Source organism: Gymnodinialimonas ceratoperidinii, assembly GCF_019297855.1.
GTDB lineage: Bacteria > Pseudomonadota > Alphaproteobacteria > Rhodobacterales > Rhodobacteraceae > Gymnodinialimonas > Gymnodinialimonas ceratoperidinii.
Window position 1 is genome coordinate 1,151,220 of record NZ_CP079194.1, and the last position, 18,807, is coordinate 1,170,026.

Annotated in this window: 22 protein-coding genes and 1 tRNA gene; 15 read left to right on the forward strand and 8 right to left on the reverse strand. The window is 65.3% G+C overall.

The window, feature by feature from the left end; translation table 11 throughout:
- Positions 1 to 43: 43 nt before the first annotated feature.
- On the reverse strand, positions 44 to 1,333 hold the full coding sequence (locus tag KYE46_RS05610; protein WP_219004067.1) for a capsule polysaccharide biogenesis protein: 1,290 nt from the start codon (positions 1,331 to 1,333) through the stop codon (positions 44 to 46).
- A gap of 206 nt (positions 1,334 to 1,539) precedes the next feature.
- Here KYE46_RS05610 and KYE46_RS05615 point away from each other — a divergent pair, with 206 nt between their 5' ends.
- The 6 genes from KYE46_RS05615 (at position 1,540) to KYE46_RS05640 (ending at position 7,407) form a co-directional block, all read left to right on the forward strand.
- Positions 1,540 to 2,139 (forward strand): riboflavin synthase, encoded by a 600-nt coding sequence (locus tag KYE46_RS05615; RefSeq protein ID WP_219004068.1) that lies wholly within the window; start codon positions 1,540 to 1,542, stop codon positions 2,137 to 2,139.
- Between the two features lie 299 nt (positions 2,140 to 2,438).
- On the forward strand, positions 2,439 to 2,996 hold the full coding sequence (locus KYE46_RS05620; protein WP_219004069.1) for a hypothetical protein: 558 nt from the start codon (positions 2,439 to 2,441) through the stop codon (positions 2,994 to 2,996).
- Between the two features lie 81 nt (positions 2,997 to 3,077).
- On the forward strand, positions 3,078 to 4,208 hold the full coding sequence (gene ribB / locus KYE46_RS05625) for a 3,4-dihydroxy-2-butanone-4-phosphate synthase (RefSeq protein ID WP_219004070.1): 1,131 nt from the start codon (positions 3,078 to 3,080) through the stop codon (positions 4,206 to 4,208).
- Positions 4,208 to 4,744, forward strand: coding sequence for a 6,7-dimethyl-8-ribityllumazine synthase (locus KYE46_RS05630; RefSeq protein WP_219004071.1), 537 nt, complete (start codon positions 4,208 to 4,210; stop codon positions 4,742 to 4,744). Before ribB ends, KYE46_RS05630 begins: the two co-directional genes overlap by 1 nt.
- Positions 4,741 to 5,226, forward strand: a complete 486-nt coding sequence (gene nusB, locus KYE46_RS05635) for a transcription antitermination factor NusB (RefSeq protein WP_219004072.1) — start codon at positions 4,741 to 4,743, stop codon at positions 5,224 to 5,226. The genes KYE46_RS05630 and nusB overlap by 4 nt, the downstream gene beginning before the upstream one ends.
- A 60-nt stretch (positions 5,227 to 5,286) precedes the next feature.
- Positions 5,287 to 7,407 carry a methyl-accepting chemotaxis protein gene (locus KYE46_RS05640; protein ID WP_219004073.1) on the forward strand — a complete coding sequence of 707 codons (2,121 nt, stop codon included), beginning with the start codon at positions 5,287 to 5,289 and terminating at the stop codon, positions 7,405 to 7,407.
- A 3-nt stretch (positions 7,408 to 7,410) separates the two neighbouring features.
- Here KYE46_RS05640 and KYE46_RS05645 read toward each other — a convergent pair whose 3' ends face one another.
- The 4 genes from KYE46_RS05645 to KYE46_RS05660 all read right to left on the reverse strand — a co-directional run bounded on the left by KYE46_RS05645 (position 7,411) and on the right by KYE46_RS05660 (position 10,640).
- A complete protein-coding gene (locus tag KYE46_RS05645; RefSeq protein WP_219004074.1) occupies positions 7,411 to 8,223 on the reverse strand; it encodes a COG3904 family protein in 813 nt (270 codons plus the stop codon).
- A complete protein-coding gene (locus KYE46_RS05650; RefSeq protein WP_219004075.1) occupies positions 8,216 to 9,523 on the reverse strand; it encodes a hypothetical protein in 1,308 nt (435 codons plus the stop codon). The genes KYE46_RS05645 and KYE46_RS05650 overlap by 8 nt, the downstream gene beginning before the upstream one ends.
- A gap of 347 nt (positions 9,524 to 9,870) precedes the next feature.
- Complete coding sequence (locus KYE46_RS05655; protein ID WP_219004076.1) at positions 9,871 to 10,284, reverse strand: SRPBCC family protein; 414 nt, start codon at positions 10,282 to 10,284, stop codon at positions 9,871 to 9,873.
- Entirely contained in the window at positions 10,281 to 10,640 is a 360-nt protein-coding gene (locus KYE46_RS05660; RefSeq protein WP_247716925.1) for an ArsR/SmtB family transcription factor, read from the reverse strand. The genes KYE46_RS05655 and KYE46_RS05660 overlap by 4 nt, the downstream gene beginning before the upstream one ends.
- A gap of 94 nt (positions 10,641 to 10,734) precedes the next feature.
- Between KYE46_RS05660 and KYE46_RS05665 the strand changes: the two genes are divergently transcribed.
- A complete protein-coding gene (locus KYE46_RS05665) occupies positions 10,735 to 11,157 on the forward strand; it encodes an MmcB family DNA repair protein (protein ID WP_247716926.1) in 423 nt (140 codons plus the stop codon).
- Positions 11,158 to 11,184: 27 nt separating this feature from the next.
- Here the strand turns inward: KYE46_RS05665 and KYE46_RS05670 are convergent, their stop codons facing one another.
- Positions 11,185 to 11,382 (reverse strand): DUF6324 family protein, encoded by a 198-nt coding sequence (locus KYE46_RS05670; protein WP_219004078.1) that lies wholly within the window; start codon positions 11,380 to 11,382, stop codon positions 11,185 to 11,187.
- Positions 11,383 to 11,452: 70 nt separating this feature from the next.
- Between KYE46_RS05670 and KYE46_RS05675 the strand changes: the two genes are divergently transcribed.
- The 3 genes from KYE46_RS05675 (at position 11,453) to KYE46_RS05685 (ending at position 13,295) form a co-directional block, all read left to right on the forward strand.
- The gene (locus KYE46_RS05675; RefSeq protein WP_219004079.1) at positions 11,453 to 11,941 is read left to right on the forward strand and encodes a GNAT family N-acetyltransferase; all 489 of its coding nucleotides are present in this window, start codon (positions 11,453 to 11,455) and stop codon (positions 11,939 to 11,941) included.
- Positions 11,942 to 11,990: 49 nt separating this feature from the next.
- Positions 11,991 to 12,067 (forward strand) — tRNA-His (locus tag KYE46_RS05680).
- Positions 12,068 to 12,077: 10 nt separating this feature from the next.
- Positions 12,078 to 13,295, forward strand: coding sequence for an amidohydrolase (locus tag KYE46_RS05685; protein ID WP_219004080.1), 1,218 nt, complete (start codon positions 12,078 to 12,080; stop codon positions 13,293 to 13,295).
- Here the strand turns inward: KYE46_RS05685 and KYE46_RS05690 are convergent.
- Positions 13,292 to 13,606, reverse strand: coding sequence for a DUF6476 family protein (locus tag KYE46_RS05690; protein WP_219004081.1), 315 nt, complete (start codon positions 13,604 to 13,606; stop codon positions 13,292 to 13,294). The two genes, KYE46_RS05685 and KYE46_RS05690, sit on opposite strands and share 4 nt — an antisense overlap.
- On the opposite strand from KYE46_RS05690, the gene KYE46_RS05695 reads away from it, so the two are divergent.
- The 4 genes from KYE46_RS05695 (at position 13,605) to KYE46_RS05710 (ending at position 17,240) form a co-directional block, all read left to right on the forward strand.
- The gene (locus KYE46_RS05695) at positions 13,605 to 14,612 is read left to right on the forward strand and encodes an RluA family pseudouridine synthase (protein ID WP_219004082.1); all 1,008 of its coding nucleotides are present in this window, start codon (positions 13,605 to 13,607) and stop codon (positions 14,610 to 14,612) included. The two genes, KYE46_RS05690 and KYE46_RS05695, sit on opposite strands and share 2 nt — an antisense overlap.
- 245 nt (positions 14,613 to 14,857) lie before the next feature.
- Positions 14,858 to 15,754, forward strand: a complete 897-nt coding sequence (gene rpoH, locus KYE46_RS05700; protein WP_219004083.1) for an RNA polymerase sigma factor RpoH — start codon at positions 14,858 to 14,860, stop codon at positions 15,752 to 15,754.
- Between the two features lie 142 nt (positions 15,755 to 15,896).
- On the forward strand, positions 15,897 to 16,865 hold the full coding sequence (locus KYE46_RS05705; RefSeq protein WP_219004084.1) for a Gfo/Idh/MocA family protein: 969 nt from the start codon (positions 15,897 to 15,899) through the stop codon (positions 16,863 to 16,865).
- Between the two features lie 69 nt (positions 16,866 to 16,934).
- Positions 16,935 to 17,240 (forward strand): DUF4389 domain-containing protein, encoded by a 306-nt coding sequence (locus KYE46_RS05710; RefSeq protein WP_219004085.1) that lies wholly within the window; start codon positions 16,935 to 16,937, stop codon positions 17,238 to 17,240.
- Positions 17,241 to 17,256: 16 nt separating this feature from the next.
- Here KYE46_RS05710 and KYE46_RS05715 read toward each other — a convergent pair whose 3' ends face one another.
- Positions 17,257 to 18,444 (reverse strand): dipeptidase, encoded by a 1,188-nt coding sequence (locus KYE46_RS05715; protein WP_219004086.1) that lies wholly within the window; start codon positions 18,442 to 18,444, stop codon positions 17,257 to 17,259.
- 76 nt (positions 18,445 to 18,520) lie between these two features.
- On the opposite strand from KYE46_RS05715, the gene KYE46_RS05720 reads away from it, so the two are divergent.
- Positions 18,521 to 18,790, forward strand: coding sequence for a DksA/TraR family C4-type zinc finger protein (locus KYE46_RS05720; RefSeq protein ID WP_219004087.1), 270 nt, complete (start codon positions 18,521 to 18,523; stop codon positions 18,788 to 18,790).
- The last annotated feature ends 17 nt before the right edge of the window (positions 18,791 to 18,807 follow it).

Below are 18,807 nucleotides of genomic sequence, written 5' to 3' on the forward strand. Positions count from 1 at the left end.
AGCCAAAAAGGCAGGTTCGGGAAACCCTTTTGCAACGCGCGCGTCAGTTTACGAGGGAAAGGTGTTGCCTTGGTGCCGGTCGCCCGGCGTCGAGCGCGTCATAGGCATCCTCGGGCGAGAGCATCATGTCGACCACCTGCCGCAGGAGCTGCCTGCGGCCTCGGGACGAGTAGAAGCTGCCGCTGATCTGCGAGGTTTCCAACAGGTAATGGCGGTAATCGCGGTAGGCGCGGCTGTCGGGGCGCGAGGGGTTCTGGAAGAAGGCGGAGAGGGATTGCTCGGAGACGAATTCGGGCTTGAGGTAGACGGCTTGGCCAAAGGCCTTGAGCGGCAATCCGCGCCAGAGCGCCTGCTGCGCGGCGGTGGAATTCACCGTCACCGCCGAGCGCGCATCGTTCAGGAGCCGCGCCAGCTTGCCGCCGCGCACGTAATGCACCCGGTCGGTCACGCCGTGTTCCGCGGCGAGGCGCTTGATGTCGGCCCGGATCGGGGTACGGCCGTCCTCCAGCGGATGCGCCTTGAAGACGAGGTGATGATGGGCCGGTGCGCCGTCGGCAAAGCCCGAGATCAGCACCTCGAGAAACTCGTCCATGCTGTCGAAGGGGCCGTGATCGCGGAAGCTCGCGTCATGGGCCAGTTGCAGCAGTGCGAGGTGGTAGGGAAAGCCGCCGGTCTTGATCCGGTAGGTCGCCTGCACCCGGTCGAGCCAGAGGAGCGGCATCAGCGCGAGGCGGCGCAGGTAGAGGCGGAATTCCTGTGTCACCGTCAGGGTCCGGTGCGGACGGAAGGCCGCGTAGCGCTGGTTCCGGGCCATGACGAACCAATGGTAGAGCGCGCCGTAGAAGACGTGCTGGCGCATGTCGCCCCATTTCGCCGGGGCATCGGGCAGGTCGAGGTCGAGATCCTTGAGCGCGCGGCGCATCTGGTCGACCGAGGTCTCCATCAGGCGCGAGTGGCCGTTGGCGCCGCCGCGCTCGTAGGTGATCCAGTAGGGGCGCAGGTAGCCTTCCTCGAAGACGTGCACGGTGATGCCGCGCGCCTTGGCCAGCGCGATGGCCTCGGCGTGGATCGGGCGGGTGTCGCCGTAGAGCACCAGATCGGTGATGCCGTGGCTATCGAGAAGCCGCGCGGCGTGGTCCGGCCAATCGGTGCCGGGATCGGTGAAGGGAATATAGGTGGCGCGGTCGGGCCAGAATGCCTCGTCCCCGCGGTTGAAGCCCACCCGCCAGACCCGCGCGCCGGCATGGGTCAGCATCTCCGCCAAGCGGCTGAAGAAGGGCCCGTGGGGGCCTTGCAGGAACAGGAAGCTGCGGTCGGCGTGGCTGGGGGCCATCGGGGTGTCGGATCCTTTGGTGTCGGGTCTGTCTAGCCGGGTTTGCCTGACAAGAGCAAAAGGGAAGGGCAGGGCCGGGGCTGAAATGTGACATCTGCGTGTCCGGTCGCGTGTGGGTGAGGCGCGGCGCGCGGCGGCGCGGGAGAGGGTGCTGGACGGCGATGTGCCGGGCGCGATAACAGGGAGCGAAGCAGGGGAGATTGCGCATGTTCACAGGAATTGTCACCGATCTGGGCGAGGTCCGCGCGTTGGAGCATCGCGGAGACCTGCGGGCGCGGATCGGCACCACCTATGACATGAAAACCGTCGACATGGGCGCCTCGATCGCCTGCGACGGCGTCTGCCTGACCGTCGTGGACATGGGCGACGACTGGTTCGACGTCGATATCTCGGCCGAGTCGGTCTCGAAGACCAACATCGGCGGATGGGAGGTCGGCACGCGGCTGAACCTCGAGCGTGCGCTGAAAGTGGGCGACGAATTGGGCGGGCATATCGTGTCGGGTCACGTCGACGGGGTGGCCGAGATCCTGCGCGTCGAGGACGAGGGCGACAGCACAAGGTTCACCTTCCGCGCCCCCGGTGATTTCGGCCGCTTCGTGGCGCCCAAGGGCTCGGTCGCGCTGAATGGCACCTCGCTGACGGTGAACGAGGTGGACGGGTCCGAATTCGGCGTGAACATCATTCCGCACACCAAGGACGTGACCACATGGGGGCGCGCGAGGGCCGGTGACCGGGTGAATTTCGAGATCGATACGCTGGCGCGTTACGTGGCGCGGTTGGCCGATTGGCAGGGCGAGCGGGGGTGACCTGATCCGGCTGCGCTTGGGGCGGGCCTTGGGATTGAGTTGTATTGGCCAAGATGAAGGAGCGCTCGTGGTGTGCTGCGGGCGTGGCGCTTTGGGTTGAGGGCGCGGGGGAGCCTTGGGTTCGGTTGGGCGTTGTTTCGGTAGAGTGCTGCGTTGGTGGGCGTCGGGTCGTTTTTCCGGGCAGCGCCGTGATTGGATTTCGAGGGAACTATAGGTCGCGGTGGCTCGAGGTTGGTGTCGAAGGGACGGTCAGCGACGGTTGGTGCGGTGGCTTCGGATGCGTGGATGGAGGGTGAGTGATGGCGGGGATCGGGCATAATGGCGGGCCGTCGATGGCGGCAGGACATGGGTTTCGCAAGGTGGCCTGGAGTCGGGCGCGCGCGGCGCTGCTGCCGAGCCTGCCCCTGGAGATCGTGCGTCTGCGGGTGAAGCGGGCGGAGCGGTTGGGGTTGCCCTACAAGACCTATGCGACCGTTCGTGCCGTGACCGGGCATGATATCGTGGGGTTCCTGTTTTCCGACAACGCTTTGGGGATGCACCGGGCCGGTGAGATGCCTGCGGCCTCGCGCGCGCGGCTGGCGGCGCTGGAGGGCGCGGCGCGGCGGCTCGTCGCGGTCCATGGAGCAAGCGCGCCGCAAGCATGGGTCGAGCCGGGGTTGATTGATGCTGCGGGGCTGGCGCCGAGCCTCGCGACCCCGTGGCGCGCCGCGCGGGACAATCTGCGGGCCTTGGCGCGGCAGGCAGACGTGCCCGTCGACGGGCTGGTTGTCGTGGCCGCCACGGCGCTGGAGCGCGAATGGAGCGCCACGGCGGGACTGGGTGGCACGATCGCGCGCGACGTGATGTTCCCCGGCTGACGCGCCGGGGTCCCTTTCCAACGGGGGCGGCTTCGACTATCTGCCTGTGGTATCAGCCGCGCGAGATAGGGATGCCGCCATATGACCCAAGCCTTCGAAACGCCGGGACCCGTCGAGAAAGATTGGTCGGACGCGATCTCTTCCGTTGATGAGATCCTCGAGGATGCCCGCAACGGACGGATGTTCATCCTCGTCGATCACGAGGACCGCGAGAACGAGGGCGACCTGGTGATCCCGGCGCAGATGGCGACGCCCGAGGCGATCAACTTCATGGCGACCCACGGGCGCGGGCTAATCTGCCTGTCGCTGCCCGGTGAGCGGATCGACGCCCTTGGGCTGAGCCTGATGAGCACCAACAATTCTTCGCGCCACGAGACGGCGTTCACGATTTCCATCGAGGCGCGCGAAGGCGTCAGCACCGGCATCAGCGCCCATGACCGCGCGCGGACCGTGGCGGTGGCCATCGATGCCGCGAAGGGCGCGCAGGACATCGCGACGCCGGGCCACGTGTTTCCGCTGCGCGCCAAGAACGGCGGCGTGCTGGTGCGCGCGGGCCATACCGAGGCCGCCGTGGACATCGCGCGGCTCGCCGGGCTGAACCCTTCGGGCGTGATCTGCGAGATCATGAAGGACGACGGCTCCATGGCGCGGCTGCCGGACCTGATCGCCTTTGCGCAACGGCACAACCTGAAGATCGGCACGATCTCTGACCTGATCGCCTACCGTCGCCGCCACGACAACCTCGTGCGGGTGAACCAGGAGGAGGTGATCACCTCGGAGTTCGGGGGCGAGTGGAAGATGCGGATCTACACCGACCAGACTCAAGGCGCCGAGCATATCGTGCTGATCAAGGGCGACATCTCGGGTGATGAGCCGGTGCTGGTGCGGATGCATGCGATGGACCCACTGCTGGATGTCGTGGGCATCGGCCCCAAGGGCCGAGCGGGCGAATTCGCCGATGCCATGCGGCTGATCGCCGAGGAAGGGCGCGGCGTGCTGGTGCTGTTGCGCGACCTGACGATGAAGCTGGTGGCCGATGACGAGGTCAGCCCGCAGACCCTGCGGCAATACGGGCTCGGCGCGCAGATCCTGTCCTCGCTGGAGTTGAGCGACATGATCCTCCTGACCAATTCCCCGCAGCCCAAGGTGGTGGGCCTTGATGCCTACGGCCTGACCATCGTGGGCACGCGCAAGATTTCGGAGCTTGGATGATGGCTGGACATTCCGACAACGACCTCGGCCTGCCGACGTTCGACAAGCCGGTGAAGGTGGTGATCGTGATCGCGCCCTACTACACGAGCATTTCCGAGGCACAGCTGAAGGCCGCCCGCGATGTGCTGGACCGCGCGGGCGTGACCCATGAGACCATCGAAGTGCCGGGCTCGCTGGAAGTGCCGACGGCCATCGGCATCACCCATCGGTTGAGCAATTTCGATGGCTTCGTGGCGCTTGGCTGCGTGATCCGGGGGGCGACCTCTCATTATGACGTGGTGGTCAACGAAAGCTCGCGCGCGCTGACGATGTTGGGGCTGCAGGGGCTGTGCATCGGCAACGGGATCATCACGGTCGAGAACCGCGAGCAGGCCGAGGAACGGGCCGACGGCGCGCGGCTGAACACCGCCGGCGGTGCCGCCGAGGCGGCTCTGCACCTCATCGCGTTGACGCGGAAGTACGGCGCGCCTAAGGGGAGCCTCGGCTTCAAACCCCGAGGCACCATAGAGATCGCAGACGGATCATCGACAGCATGAGCGAGAAGAAACCCAAGGGCCCCTCACGGGACGAAAAGCGCCAGATGCGCTCGGCCGCGCGGCTTTATGCGGTGCAGGCGCTGTTCCAGATGGAGCATTCGAACCAGTCCTATGACCAGGTCCGGGTGGAGTTCGAGGATTACCGTTTCGGCGCCACCTACGAGGGCGACGAAATGGCCGAGGGCGATCCGAACCTGTTCCGCAAGACGCTGGAAGATGCCGTGGGAAAACAATCGGTTATCGACCAGATGACCGACCGCGCCCTGGTGGCGAAATGGCCGATCGACCGGATCGACCCGACCCTGCGGGCGCTGTTCCGCGCCGCCGGCGCCGAGTTGGTCGCTGGGACCGCGCCGCCCAAGGTGGTGATCACCGAATTCGTCGACGTGGCGCGCGCCTTCTTCCCCGAGGGGCGCGAGGCGAAATTCGTCAACGCCGTGCTCGACCACATGGCGCGCGAGGCCAAGCCGGAAGCCTTCTAAACCCTCTGTTAGTCTGTTGCCGCTACGTTTTCGGGGAAGTCTCGAATCGGAGTGTGGTGAATGGATCTGCGGACACGCATGGCGCTGATGATCGCGCCTCTGCTGATCACCTTGGGCTATTTCGTCTGGCTCGAGCTTGCGGGCCTGCGGCAGGACATCCGCAATGCGGAAGCGACCCACCGCGTGACGCTGGATTTCAGCGCGCTGACCGATCTCGTGCATGAATTGCAGCGCGAACAAGGGCTGTCGGCAGGGTTCATCACGTCGAATGGCCGGGTTTTCACCGATGAATTGAACCAGCAACGGCAGCAGACCGACGCCGTTCGTGAACAGACCGACGGCACACTCAGGTCCCTGCAGGTTGGCGCGCCGGAGGTTGTCGCGTCGGTTTTGGCCGATCTCGATCAGCTGGCCGATCAACGCTTGGCGATTACCCGGGTGCAGTTGGATGTCTCGGAACTCTCCGACTATTTCTCGGGGATGATCGCGCCGCTGCAAGCGGTGCAGGCAGAGCTTGCGGGGATGATCACGGAGCCGCGGCTAATGGGCGATATTCAGGCCGCCCTGCATCTGACCGCCGCGAAAGAGACTGCCGGGCAGGAGCGCACCATCGGCGCGGTCGGTCTGGGACGGCCGCAATTCCCGGATGATCTTTACGCCGATTTTCTCCTGCTGCGTGGCGCCATGGGCGCGCAATTGCAAAACATCGGGCAGGCAAGCCACATGCCGGGGCTGACGGAGCGGATCATCAGCGATGAAAGCGTCGAGGCGATCGAGCAGTTTCGCGGCGCGGTCGATCGCGCCATGCCCCTGAACGGGATCAGTGGGCGCCGCCCCTTGGCGTGGTACGATGTCTCCTCTGCGTGGATCGACCACCTGCGCGCGGTCGAGCAGGATCTGACGATGCAAATCAGCACCACGGCGCTCGATGGGCTGACCGCCGTGCAACGTGCGTTCTGGATCCAGCTGGCCTTCGCGCTCTTCGTGGCCGCTTGCGGCACCCTGATGGCAATCACCACCTTCGAGAGCCTGATCCGCCGGTTGAAGCGAATTACCAGTGCGGTGCAGCAATTTACCAACGGTCAATATGACGTGGAAATACCGGACACGGAGCACTCTGATGCGGTGGGCGAGATGGCCGCCGCGGTTGAGGAGTTCAAGGAACATACATTGGTGATGCGCCGCGATGCAGCCGCGCTGAAGGACGCGGACGAAGCGCAGATCATCGGCAAGGCGCAGCGGGTCGTCGATCTGGTGACAGAGGGGCTTGCCGATCTGGCGCGAGCCGATCTGACGCGTCATTTCGCGGTGCCGCTCGACCCGGAATACGATTCGATCCGTGCCGACTTCAACGCCGCGGTTGCCCGATTGTGCGACGTCATGCGGGATATCGCACGAGCGACGGGGGATCTGGGAACCCGCGCGCAAGCCATGACGCAATCGGCCGCCGATCTTGAAACCCGCACCCGGCAACAGGTGGCGACGCTGAATGCCACTAACGACCGGATCATCGTCCTCTCCGATGAGGTCAGGGATTACACCAATGATGTGCAAAAGGCCGCGGCTTTGGCGAGCGCGGCAAAGTCCAATGTCGAGCGCTCCGGTGACGTCGTGGTCGCGGTGACTGACGCGATGGACCGCATCGCTAATTCGTCACGGGAGATCGAGCGGGTCCTGATGCTGATCGATGAGATCTCTCACCAGACCAACCTGTTGGCCCTCAACGCAGGCGTGGAGGCCGCACGCGCCGGTGAGGCTGGCCGGGGCTTCTCTATCGTCGCCTCCGAGGTCCGCGATCTCGCCCGACGCTCCGGCAGCGCGGCACAGGAAATCAAATCCATGATCGACGACAGCACCGCGAATATCGCGGAAGGGGTGACGCTGGTGCACGAGGCGGGGACCGTGCTGAATGAAATTTCAGGCGAGATATCGAATGTCGATGATGTACTTGGGCGCTTGGCCGAAGGGTCGTCACGCCAGTCCAAGAGCCTGCATGACCTTGCCGGTGAGATTGCCGACGTGAACAATCTCGCGTCGCACAACTCGGAAATGGCCGATAGCTCCAGCCGCACCGCGCGCGAAACCTCGGCGCTATCTCGGCATCTCAATGATCTGTTGAGCGATTTCAAACTTCCCGAGACGCCTGATGCAGAGGCGAGTGACGGGCGGACCGCCGCGTGAGCGTCAGGGCTGCGCGCTGGCCTCGTCCGAGGCGTCCGTATCCACCGTGATGCCGTAGCGCAGGAGCTCTTCCGGCAGCAGCACGTAGATCGCTTCAGGGGGGGTCGCCAGCGCGTGTTGCATCAAACGCACGTCGATTCCCATGGCATCCAGATGTGCCATGACCTCGCTCTGCCCGAACTGAATGTCCTCAATCGCCAGAAACGCCGGGAGGGCCGTGTTCTCGCCGAAATAATGCTGGTGGACGCCGACCATGGCATCGTCCGGCACATGGCGGGTGGTGCCGCCGACGAGCACATAGGGGCAGGCCGACAGGCAGATGTCACCGGGCTCCATGAATGTCGTGACCTCCGCCTCGCGGATCATGCGACCGATGGCCAGAGCATCGCCGACGGAACCGCCGGGCGAATGCAGGCGGAGGGTGTCGAAGGACGCACCGCCGTCGAGCCATTCCGTGAAACGCGCCGCGTCGCCGGAGGCAATCCGACCGGTCAGGAGCGCAACGTCGCCGTCCACGGAAAACCGCAGACGCGAGGGCATGTCGCCGGGATCGGGGATCGGGCCTTGGCGGTCGGGATTGCCGCGCTCGCGGGCGGGCAGATCCCCGGGCCGGTAGCGCCGTACCTGATCGCCAGGCGCCACCGGCGCATCGAGCGCGGGCGCGTTGCGTCCGGCCAAGAGGCTTGGCAGCGCGCCGATCAGGTCGGAGCCCGCCAGAACCACGGCCATCGCGATCTGGAACGCGAGAATGCCGGTGATCGCTCGTTTGACCGTGACGCCGCCGCCGGCCCGTGGTTCGGGTGTCGTTTCAGTCATTCGACCGCACCGGATGCGGCGCAAGGGGTTTGACGTTCTCTGGCGGCGTGGCGCGCGCCGGGTCGGTGGCCGCGGCGGGTTGATCCAGCGCCTCCATCTCGCGCATCGCGTGGAGGGCGGAGCGCAATTCGGCGAGGGTCAGCGTGTCTTCCGCCGGCAGATCGCCACGACCGGCCCGGATGGCCCCTTGGGTGACCATCAGGATCAGGACCAGCACAGCCGGCAAGAGGTCGATTGCGATGGCGCCGGCCCAGGAGGGCACGAAGTTGCGGGCGTAGAGGATCACGGCGTCGGCTGAGGAAATCGGCGTGTAGCTGACCTGGGGCGCGGCGGGGCGGGCCAGAACCTGCTCGGCGGCTTCTTCGAGCGAGGCCGCCCGCAACGCCAGAACCTGCAGGACCGAGGTTATGGTGGAGGCCTGAGCCTCCTGCCCGCCGGTGGTGGCGGAATCGAGTTCGGGCAGGACCACCGACGCGGACAAATCCTCCGCCGCGCGATCCACGAGAGGGGCGACGGAGAGCTGCCGCAGGGAGGAGACCAGCCCCGCCAGCCGAACCGCATCCTCGGAGAAAGCGACGGAGCGGGCCTCTACCGCGCCGGGCTCCACGATCAGCGCGCGCATCCGCGACAGGATCGCGTTGCCCTCCTCGAAAGCGCCGTCGATCAGCGGTGTCTGCGCCTGGATCTGCACCTCCAAAGCGGCCAGTTCCTCGGCCTTCTGGCGCAGGACCCGGAACACCGCGCCGCGCCCCGCGAGGCCGGAGAGGTTGCCGGAGGCTTCCTGCTCGGAGAGATCCTCGAACGACTGGCGCACGCGCGCGACGTCACGCTCCAGCGCCTGCGCGCTCACCGCCGTGTCGTGGGCCTGCTCCAGCGCTTCCTGATATTCCTGCACGGTCTGCGCCAGATGCTGCTCGACCGCCGCGGCGCCTGCCAGGGCGGCGGCGTTCAACCAGGACGACATCGCGATGATCGCGACCGAGCCCAACAGCATGGCGCCCATCAGCTTCAACTTGGCGCCCGCGGTGCGCATCGCGGGCATCAACCGCATCAGGTAGGACCAGAAGACGAAGATGCCGACCGAGACGGCAATGGAATAGGCGGAGGCCGCGAAGAACGACAGGGCGCCGGTATCATCGAGAAGCGAGGACACGCCGAGGTAGGTGTAGATGCCCGACGCCGTCGCCAGCACGGCCAGGGCAGCGCCCGAGAAGCTTTCGAGCCACGTCAGGTGCCCCTGCAACTCGCGGGCGTGGGCCAATCCGTGTGAGTTGGAATTCCGAGGGGTAGGGTCTGACATCAGGCGGCCTCATTAACTGTCTGGCAAGACATATAGACCTTCGGGGCAGCTGACCCAAGGCAAGGGGCCAAATCAGGTGTCGGAGATGTCGGATTTACCGGACCCCTGGCGAGGCTGAAGGGCCTGCCGGGGGCGGTAAAGTGGCGGGGACCACCGCATCCGTAGAGGCGTATATTCCCGAGGACCTGTATGTACAGGTGGGCGCCAGATAGCATGACCACGGCCAAGCCAGAGCCAGCTCCCTCGGATTTGCTTAAGGCCACTGGAATGTTGCCACAGGTACGCGAAGGGTAGATCCGCCACAGCCCTAGGTAGGGCGCGCCGGATCATCCGACAAGGGGGTCCGGTCAATCCGCGGCGCTGGCTTCGCGAAGGGAGAGGAGGTGCCGGTCCCATCCGCCGTCGAACCCCGTCAGCAGGCCGAAGGCTTCCGCGCCGGCCGGAATGCCGGAGTGCGTGAGGCGCAGGCGCGTGCCGGCCTCGAGCTCCGAGAGTTCCCAGGTCACCTCGGTCATATGGCCGCCCATCGGACGCGCGGTGAAACTGTAGGAGAGATGCGACGGCGCGCGGGCCTCGCGCACTTCGCCCCAGACCAGAGGCTCTCCGTCCTCGCCGGGCATGGAGAACGGTCCGGGGGAAGTCAGGGCGTTGTCCGGGCGGTGGAACCAGATCGCGAGCTTGTCGGGATCGGTGAGGAACGCCCAGACATTCGCGGGCGCGGCGGCGAGGATGAGTGATTTCTCGATGGTATGGCTGGTCATGATGCGTCCTTTTCGACGGCTGTTTTGAGGGCGGAGAGGCGGTCGTCCCAGAAGCGGTCGAAGATCTCGAGCCAGTTTTCCAGCTCTCTGAACCCTTCCGGATTGATGGCGTTGATCCGTTCGCGTCCCCGTGGGGTCACGGTGATCAGGCGGCCGCTTTCCAGTATCGCGAGGTGTTTCTTGACGGCCGGGCGGGTGATGTCGAAGTGACGCGTGACATCGCCGATGGTCATCTCCCGGGACTTGAGAAGCCCGAGGATTTCGCGCCGCGTGGGGTCCGCGAGTGCTTTGAATGTGTCGTGTGGATCTGTCTGCATAATATGGAACCTTTCGGTTTCACGTTTATAGGAAACCAAAAGGTGTCATGTCAAGCCACCCAAGGTTCTTGCCTTTTGTTCACCTATTGTTCATGTTTGCAACATGCAGAATATCGAGACACTTCCCACCCTCATGCCCGGGCAACTGTTGGCGCGCGGTGTCTGCCGGCACCTCAAGGCCCATGATTTCGTAACGCTTGAAGAGTTCACACCGGAACGCGGCAAACGGCTCGACGTCATGGCGCTCGGGCCGAAGGGGGAGTTCTGGGTGATCGAATGCAAGTCCTCGCGCGTCGATTTCACCTCGGACGCGAAATGGGAGGGCTACCTCGAATGGGGCGACCGCTATTTCTGGGCGGTGGACGAGGCCTTCCCGACAGAGCTTCTGCCCGAGGGCACCGGGCTGATCATCGCCGATTCCTACGACGCCGAGATCCTGCGCATGGGGCCGGAGACCAAGCTGGCCGGCGCGCGGCGCAAGGCGGTCCTGCAGAAGTTTGCCCGCCACGCGGCGGCGCGCCTGCACCGGCTGCGAGACCCCGAGCAGGTATTCTAGGCGTGCGATTCGCGGAGCCGCTGCGGCTCAGCGCTTTTTCTTGGCCGTCTTGCGGGCCGTTGCTGCCGCCGCGCGCAGTTCCTCGGCGATGTCGTCGGCTTCGTCCGGTTCGAAATCCATCGGCAGATCGATCCCGTCACCGACGAGGTAGATCCGCACCATGCCCAGAGTGGTCGGCCCGATCTGAAGGTCGGCGGTCATGTCGTTTTCGCTGTTGATCCCCATGGGGCCTCCGCGTGAAGTTGCTGGCATTGCCCTACCGTAGCGGTGAAGGGCGTGGCAAGGGAGCCCTGTCGTGACAGTTGAATTTCGGCACCTGGCGATCGGAGACGCCGGCTGGCTGATCGAACAGCATGGCACGGCCTATGCCCGTGACGAGGGTTTCGACGCGTCGTTCGAGGCGCTTGTCGCCCGCATCCTCGGAGATTTCATCGATAATCACGACGCGCCGGTCGAGCGGGCGTGGATCGCGTGGGAGGGCGACAGGCGCCTCGGCTCGATCTTCTGCGTCAAAGGACCGGCGCCGGACACGGCGAAGCTTCGGCTGTTCTACCTGATGCCGGAGGCGCGCGGCAAAGGGGTCGGGCGGCAGTTGCTGGAGCATTGCATCGCCCACGCCCGCGCCCATGGTTTCGCGAAACTGGCGCTGTGGACCCACGAAAGTCACCGCGCGGCCTGCGCGCTCTACGCGGCACGGGGATTCGACCTGATCTCGTCACGACCGGTGCGCTCTTTCGGGGTGGATCTGGTCGAACAGGAATGGAGGTTGGATCTTCGCGTTTGACCCTCTTGCAATCGCATCAAACGGGCGCTATCCCCGCCTCCGATAGGATGCCGGCGTAGCTCAGTTGGTTAGAGCGCCTGATTGTGGATCAGGAGGTCCCCCGTTCGAGCCGGGGCGCTGGTACCATCCAATCTCCATGACATCGTTTGACGAGCGGCGCGTTGCCGTGATCTGTGGAGTGACTGGCGTCACCGCTCCCACGGACGAGTTACCCTTGAACGATCACGATCTGACAGACTTGCGCCACAGGCTTCACCGCGCTCCGGAACTGGGGTTTGCGGAGCATGAGACGAAGGCGCTTGTGGCCCGGATGCTGCGCGGCTTCGGGTTGGACGTGACGGAGGGGGCAGGCGTGGTCGGTGTGCTGAGGCGCGGTGCTGGCAACCGCGCCGTCGGGCTGCGGGCGGATATGGATGCCCTGCCGATCCACGAGACCAGCACGCATGGCCATGTCTCGCAGAACCCCGGCGTCATGCACGCCTGCGGCCACGACGGCCACACCACGATGCTGTTGGCGGCGGCCGAGAAGCTGGCGCGGGAAGGCGGGTTCGACGGCACGGTGGTCTTCCTGTTTCAACCCAACGAGGAGCACGGCCTCGGCGCGCAAGCGATGTTGGCCGAGGGGGTGTTGGAACAATTTCCGTTCGAGGAGGTCTACGCGATCCACAATCTGCCCGGCGCGCCGGTGGGTCAGGTCTCGACCCGCGCGGGGCAAATCTGCGCCAGCGAGAGCCTGTTCGAGATCGAGATCAACGGTCAGGGCGGCCATGCCTCGATGCCCCATGTCGGGCGCGATGCGATTACGGTGGGCGCCGAGATCGCGCAGGCGTTGCAGACCATCGTGGCGCGCAAGCTGGCGCCGGGCGCGGGTGTCGTGGTGTCGGTGACGGAGTTCTTGACGGATGGGCAGCGCAATGTCCTGCCGGGCCGGGCAGTTCTGAAAGGCGACGTCCGGGCGCGGGTGCCCGAGGATCGCGAAGCGGTGGACCGGCTGATGCGGCAGATGGCCGAGGGGATCGGTGCGGCCCATGGCGTCTCGGTCGCGACCCGGTTCGACACCGAGTTCATCGAAACGATCAATGCCGCCGCCCCGACCCAAGCCGTCATCGCTGCGGCGCAGGCGCAGGGGTTGGAGACGGTGGGCGATCGCGAACCGATGAGCTTTTCCGAGGATTTCGCCCATTTCGCCGCCGCCGTGCCGGGGTGCTTCCTCTTGCTCGGCAACGGCACCGAAGGCGCGCAGGCCCAGCCGCTCCACGCATCGGATTACGATTTCAACGACGCGCTGCTGCCGATCGGGCGGGATTTCTGGGCGCAACTGGTGCGCGACCGCTTGCCCGCCAAGGCCCGCTAGTCCGCGAGGATCAGTTCGTCGACGAGGGTATGGGTGTCGCTCGCGAAGACGCGGATCACGCCATCGTCCCCGACGATCACCGTGTAGCCATCGATGACGCTGTAGCCCACCGTCGCCACCCCCTCCGGAATGTCGAAAACCTCGGGATGGACAAGAACCGGTTGGCCATTGTCGCCCAACCGGATGACAAGCAGTGCCACGATGGTTATGACGCCGAGGATCATCACCGCGGTCAGCACCGTCACCAACACGCGCAGGAAGCGCAGGTTGGAGGGCAGGGGGCCGTCCTCTTCGGGAAAGTCTTCCGCCATGTCCGGCCTCACACGTGTCGTTTCAGTTACCATTGGACCCGAGCCGGGTCCGCGCCTTGATAAGGCACTGGCCCGCGCCGTGCCAGAGGCGGAAGCGATCAGCCGCACGCGGCTGGCGAAACTGATCCCTGCCGGCGCGGTCACGGTGAACGGCGCGGTCATGACGGACCCCAAGCACAAGGTGGCCGAGGGGGACGAGGTGACGATCACCGTGGAGGAAGCCGCCGAGGTCGAGACGGTGGCCGAGGATATCCCGCTCGACATCCTTTACGAGGACGACGACCTGATCGTCGTCAACAAGCCCGCAGGCATGGTGGTGCATCCGGCGCCGGGCTCGCCCTCGGGGACGCTGGTCAACGCCTTGCTGCACCATTTCGGCGGCAAACTGTCGGGCGTGGGCGGCGAGAAGCGGCCGGGCATCGTGCACCGCATCGACAAGGATACCTCGGGGCTTCTGGTGGTGGCGAAATCGGACCGCGCGCATCACGGGTTGGCGGCGCAATTCGCCGATCACTCGATGGAACGCGAGTACCTGGCGCTCTGCCACGGGGTGCCCGACGGCACGGACCCGCGCCTGCGCGGGGTGAAAGGCGTGAGCTTCGAAGGCTCGACCGTGAAGATCACCACGCAGCTGGCCCGTCACAAGACCGACCGTCAGCGTCAGGCCGTCTTGTTCACTGGCGGGCGCCACGCCGTCACGCGGGTGCGGGTGGTGGAAGCGCATGGGCCGGTGGCGCTGGTCTCGTGCCGGTTGGAGACGGGGCGCACGCACCAGATCAGGGTGCACATGTCGCACGCCGGGCACGCGCTGATCGGCGATCAGACCTACGGCGGCCGCCGCCGCGTCAGCGTCAAGGTGCCGGGCGCCGAATTGTTGAACAATTTCCCGCGTCAGGCGTTACATGCAAAGACACTGGGGTTCGAGCATCCGGTCACCAAGGAGCCGATGAGCTTCGAGGCGCCGCTGCCCGAGGACTTTCGCGATTTGCTCGCTGCGTTAACCTGATCGTAACAATCGCGGTCTATAGGAAGACCAGCCGCAGATGCCGCGTGTAACATGTGCGCAAATGCACGTTACTGCGCGCGGGTTATGGTTGCTGTTCGTTTGCGCGAAGTTCATAACGGTGCCCTGAAATCGTAACGCCGATGGCTTGAAATTAAGTTAATCGTATTTACATACCTATCATACCGGACTGCGCACCAATGCGCCCGGCCCGCGAATACGGGACCAAAGCACGAGGGGAACCAGATATGGCCAACTATGCAAATCTTCCCGCACCAACGCCCGAAGGCGGTCTGAACCGCTATCTTCAGGAAATCCGCAAATTTCCCATGCTGGAGCCGGAAGAAGAATACATGCTCGCCAAGCGGTGGGTCGAGGATGAGGATACGGACGCGGCCCACAAGATGGTCACGTCGCACCTGCGTCTCGCCGCGAAGATCGCGATGGGTTACCGGGGCTACGGCTTGCCGCAAGCCGAGGTGATCTCGGAGGCCAATGTCGGCCTGATGCAGGCGGTCAAGAAATTCGACCCGGAAAAGGGCTTTCGTCTTGCGACCTACGCGATGTGGTGGATCCGCGCCGCGATTCAGGAATACGTTCTGCGGTCTTGGTCGATGGTGAAGCTCGGCACGACCTCGGCGCAGAAGAAGCTGTTCTTCAACCTGCGCAAGGCCAAGGCCCGTATCGGCGCGCTGGAAGAGGGTGATCTTCGCCCCGAAAACGTGGAGCGGATCGCAAACGATCTGGGCGTGACCGAGAAGGAAGTGATCTCGATGAACCGCCGCATGTCCGGCGGTGACGCGTCGTTGAATGCGACGGTCGGCTCGGACGACGAGGGGTCCGCCCAATGGCAGGACTGGCTGGAAGACGAGGACGCCGATCAGGCAACCGATTATGCCGAGCGGGACGAATATCAGAGCCGCATGGCGCTGATGGAAGAGGCGATGGAAGTCCTCAATGACCGCGAGAAAGACATCCTCACCCAACGGCGCTTGCAGGAGAAGGCCGTGACGCTGGAGGATCTTTCGTCGGTCTATGACGTCAGCCGCGAGCGTATTCGCCAGATCGAAGTGCGCGCGTTCGAGAAGTTGCAGAAACGCATGCGCGACCTTGCGCGTGAGCAGGGGATGCTCACCAGCGCCTGAGTTCAGACAATGGGGCGGCCTTGGCGCCGCCCTCTCGACAAGGCCCATGCGGATTGCCCGCGTGGGCCTTTTTCATGTGTCGCCGCAAGCGGATGGTTCAATGCCGCTGGAAGCCCGGCGCGCATCGCGGTAGCGTCGCGCCATGACACAGCATCTGACATGGGGTATCCTCGGGGCCTCTGGTTTTGCACGCAAAATCACCGCCCCCGCGATCCACGCCGCCCGCCGCACGCACCTGAAATCCATCGCCACGCGCGACCCGTCAAAGGCCGTTCCGTTCGAGGACCTTGTCCCCGGTCTGCGGGTCGAGAGCAGCTATGACGCGATCCTCGCCGATCCGGAGATCGACGCGGTCTACATTCCGCTGCCCAACGCGCTCCACACCGAGTGGAGCCTGAAGGCGGCCGAGGCGGGCAAGCATGTGCTCTGCGAGAAGCCGATCGGACTGACGACGGACGACCTTGACCAGTTGATCGCGGCGCGGGAAGCCACCGGCCGCCTGATCGCCGAGGCATGGATGCCCGCCCATCATCCACAGTGGCAGCGCACCCGCGCGTTGATTGCCGAGGGCGCGATCGGGCGGCTGCACCACGTCACGGGGACCTTCACCTATGCCCTTGGCGAGACGCCGAATATCCGTCTGTCGCAGGCTCTGGGCGGCGGGGGGCTGCGCGATATCGGCGTCTACCCCATCGGCGCGTTCCGCCTTGCGACCGGGCTGGAGCCGGAGCCTCTCCACCTCGACATGGAGCGCGAGGAAGGGGTGGATACGAAAACCTGGGTCGCCGCCCGCGCGGGCGAGGTGCGGTTCGATTTCCACGTCTCCATGCGCGCCGCACGCTATCAGCACATGATGTTTCACGGCACCGAGGGCACGCTGAGCCTGCCCGCGCCTTTCAACCCCGGTGTCTATGGCGAGGCCCGGATCATCATCGCGCGCGAGGGCGCGGATGTTCAGGTGATCCGCTATCCCGGCATTGATCAATACGTGGCGCAGGTCGAGGCTGTCGCGGCCCATGTACTGGACGGTGAGGGCTTTGCCTGCCCGCTGGAATTCTCGCGCGGGACCCAGGCCGTTCTGGATGCGATCTTTGACCGGGCGGAAGGCTGAGCGCGCCCGGGCTGGTCGCCTGCAAATCGGCCGGTTATGCTTGCCCATCCCTTGCACGAGGACGCTTCCATGGCCCGAAACGACGATGAAAACCTTGAAGGTCGCCTGAGCGGCGAACAGCCCGAGACCGAGCAGGACTCGATCCTCGAGCGCTTGCTCTACGTTGTCCTGATCGCGGTGATGCTGAGCCTCGCCAACACCGTGTTGACCGCGATCACGGTGGTCCAGTTCATCGTGATCGCTGTCTCCAAGGGCGAGCCGAACGAGCGTCTGGCCGATTTCGGCACCGATCTGGGCATCTGGATGGCCAAGGCCGCGCGCTATCAGTCGGCGGCATCAGACGTGAAGCCCTGGCCTTGGACCGATCTGGATTGACGCGCGGCGCGCGGAGTCAGTTCAAGCGGGCCCGGAGCACGCGCAGCATGTTCTCGCCCATGACCGCGCGGATTTCCTCTTCGCTGGCACCAGCCCGCAGCAGCGCGTCGGTCAATGCCGCGAGCTCCGAGGTGTCGAAGCCGACGGCGACGGAGCCGTCGTAGTCCGACCCGAGCGAAACGTGGTCCACGCCCACGGCGTCGATCGCCGCCATGATGACGCGGGCGACGCCCTCGGGGCTGTCGTCGCAGGTCACATCGGCCCAATAGCCGATGCCGATCACCCCGCCGCCCTCATCCGCGCCGTTTGCCACGATGTCGCGCATCAGATCGTCGGGGAAGTTGCGATGCGCGTCGCAGGCCGACCGCAGGCCCGTATGGCTGACGATCAGCGGAATGTCGGTGGCCGCCAGCACATCGCGGGCGACCTGCGGCGAGGAATGGGCGAGGTCGAGCACCATATTGCGCGCGACCACTTCCGCCACGACCTCTGCTCCGAAGGCCGAGAGGCCCGCGTCGCCGACCCCGTGAAGGGACCCTCCGAGCGCGTTGTCGAAGAAGTGGTGCAAGCCGATGACCCGGTAGCCCGCCGCCTCAAGCCGGTCGAGATTGGCGATATCGCCCTCAAGGGCGTGGGCGCCTTCGATCCCCAGAAGCCCGGCCACGACCGGCACCCCTTGCGAGCGCGCCTCCAGCACCGCGTCCAGATCCTCGGCGGTCGTCACGACGCGCAGCGCCCCCTCGGACTCCTCGGCGAAACCGTGAAGGCGTTCGGCTTGGTAGAGCGCACGCTCCGCAAGGCTATTCCATGTGCGCGGCGGCCAGAGTTGGGCGACGGCGAGTGTCGTGATGTTGTCGCGCGCCTCGGCGGTGTTCTCGTGATAATTCTGTCCGGCCGGGGATTTCGTTACCGCCGTGAAGACCTGCACGGCGACATTGCCCTCCAGCAGGCGCGGAATATCGACGTGGCCGATGGTGCTGCGATGGTTCAGATCGCGGTTCCAGAGCAAGCTGTCGGCGTGCCAGTCCCCGATGGTCAGGGAGCCGTGCAGCGCCAGAGCCTCTGGCGAAACCTCGTAGGGAGCCTCCCGCGTGACCGCGTTGCGTTGGGATTCCACGTAGCCCGGACCGAAGGCCAGAAACGCCGCGATGCACACGATGACCAGCAGCAGTAACCGCCCGAGAAATTTACCAAAAACCCGCATATCTTGAACCTCTCCTCAATCGTCGCCACGTTAAGGCCATGCGCAGGAGGCGCAAGTCTGACGTGGGGGATGTGATATGGCCGGAGGATGGGCAAAGGACGGCGCGGTCGGTGAGCAGATCGAAGCGTCGATCAATGACGAACTGGCGCGGATGCGCGCGAAGGCGGCGCCGCAGGGCGAAAGCCGGACCCATTGCGCTGACTGCGAGGAGCCGATCCCCGAAGCCAGACGCGCGGCCATTTCCGGCGTGAAGCTCTGCGTTGACTGCGCCAGCGACAGGGACACCCGTCCCGAAGCGCGTGGTGGGTTCAACCGTCGCGGATCGAAGGACTCGCAGCTGAAGTAAGCGCGGGGTGCGCGTCG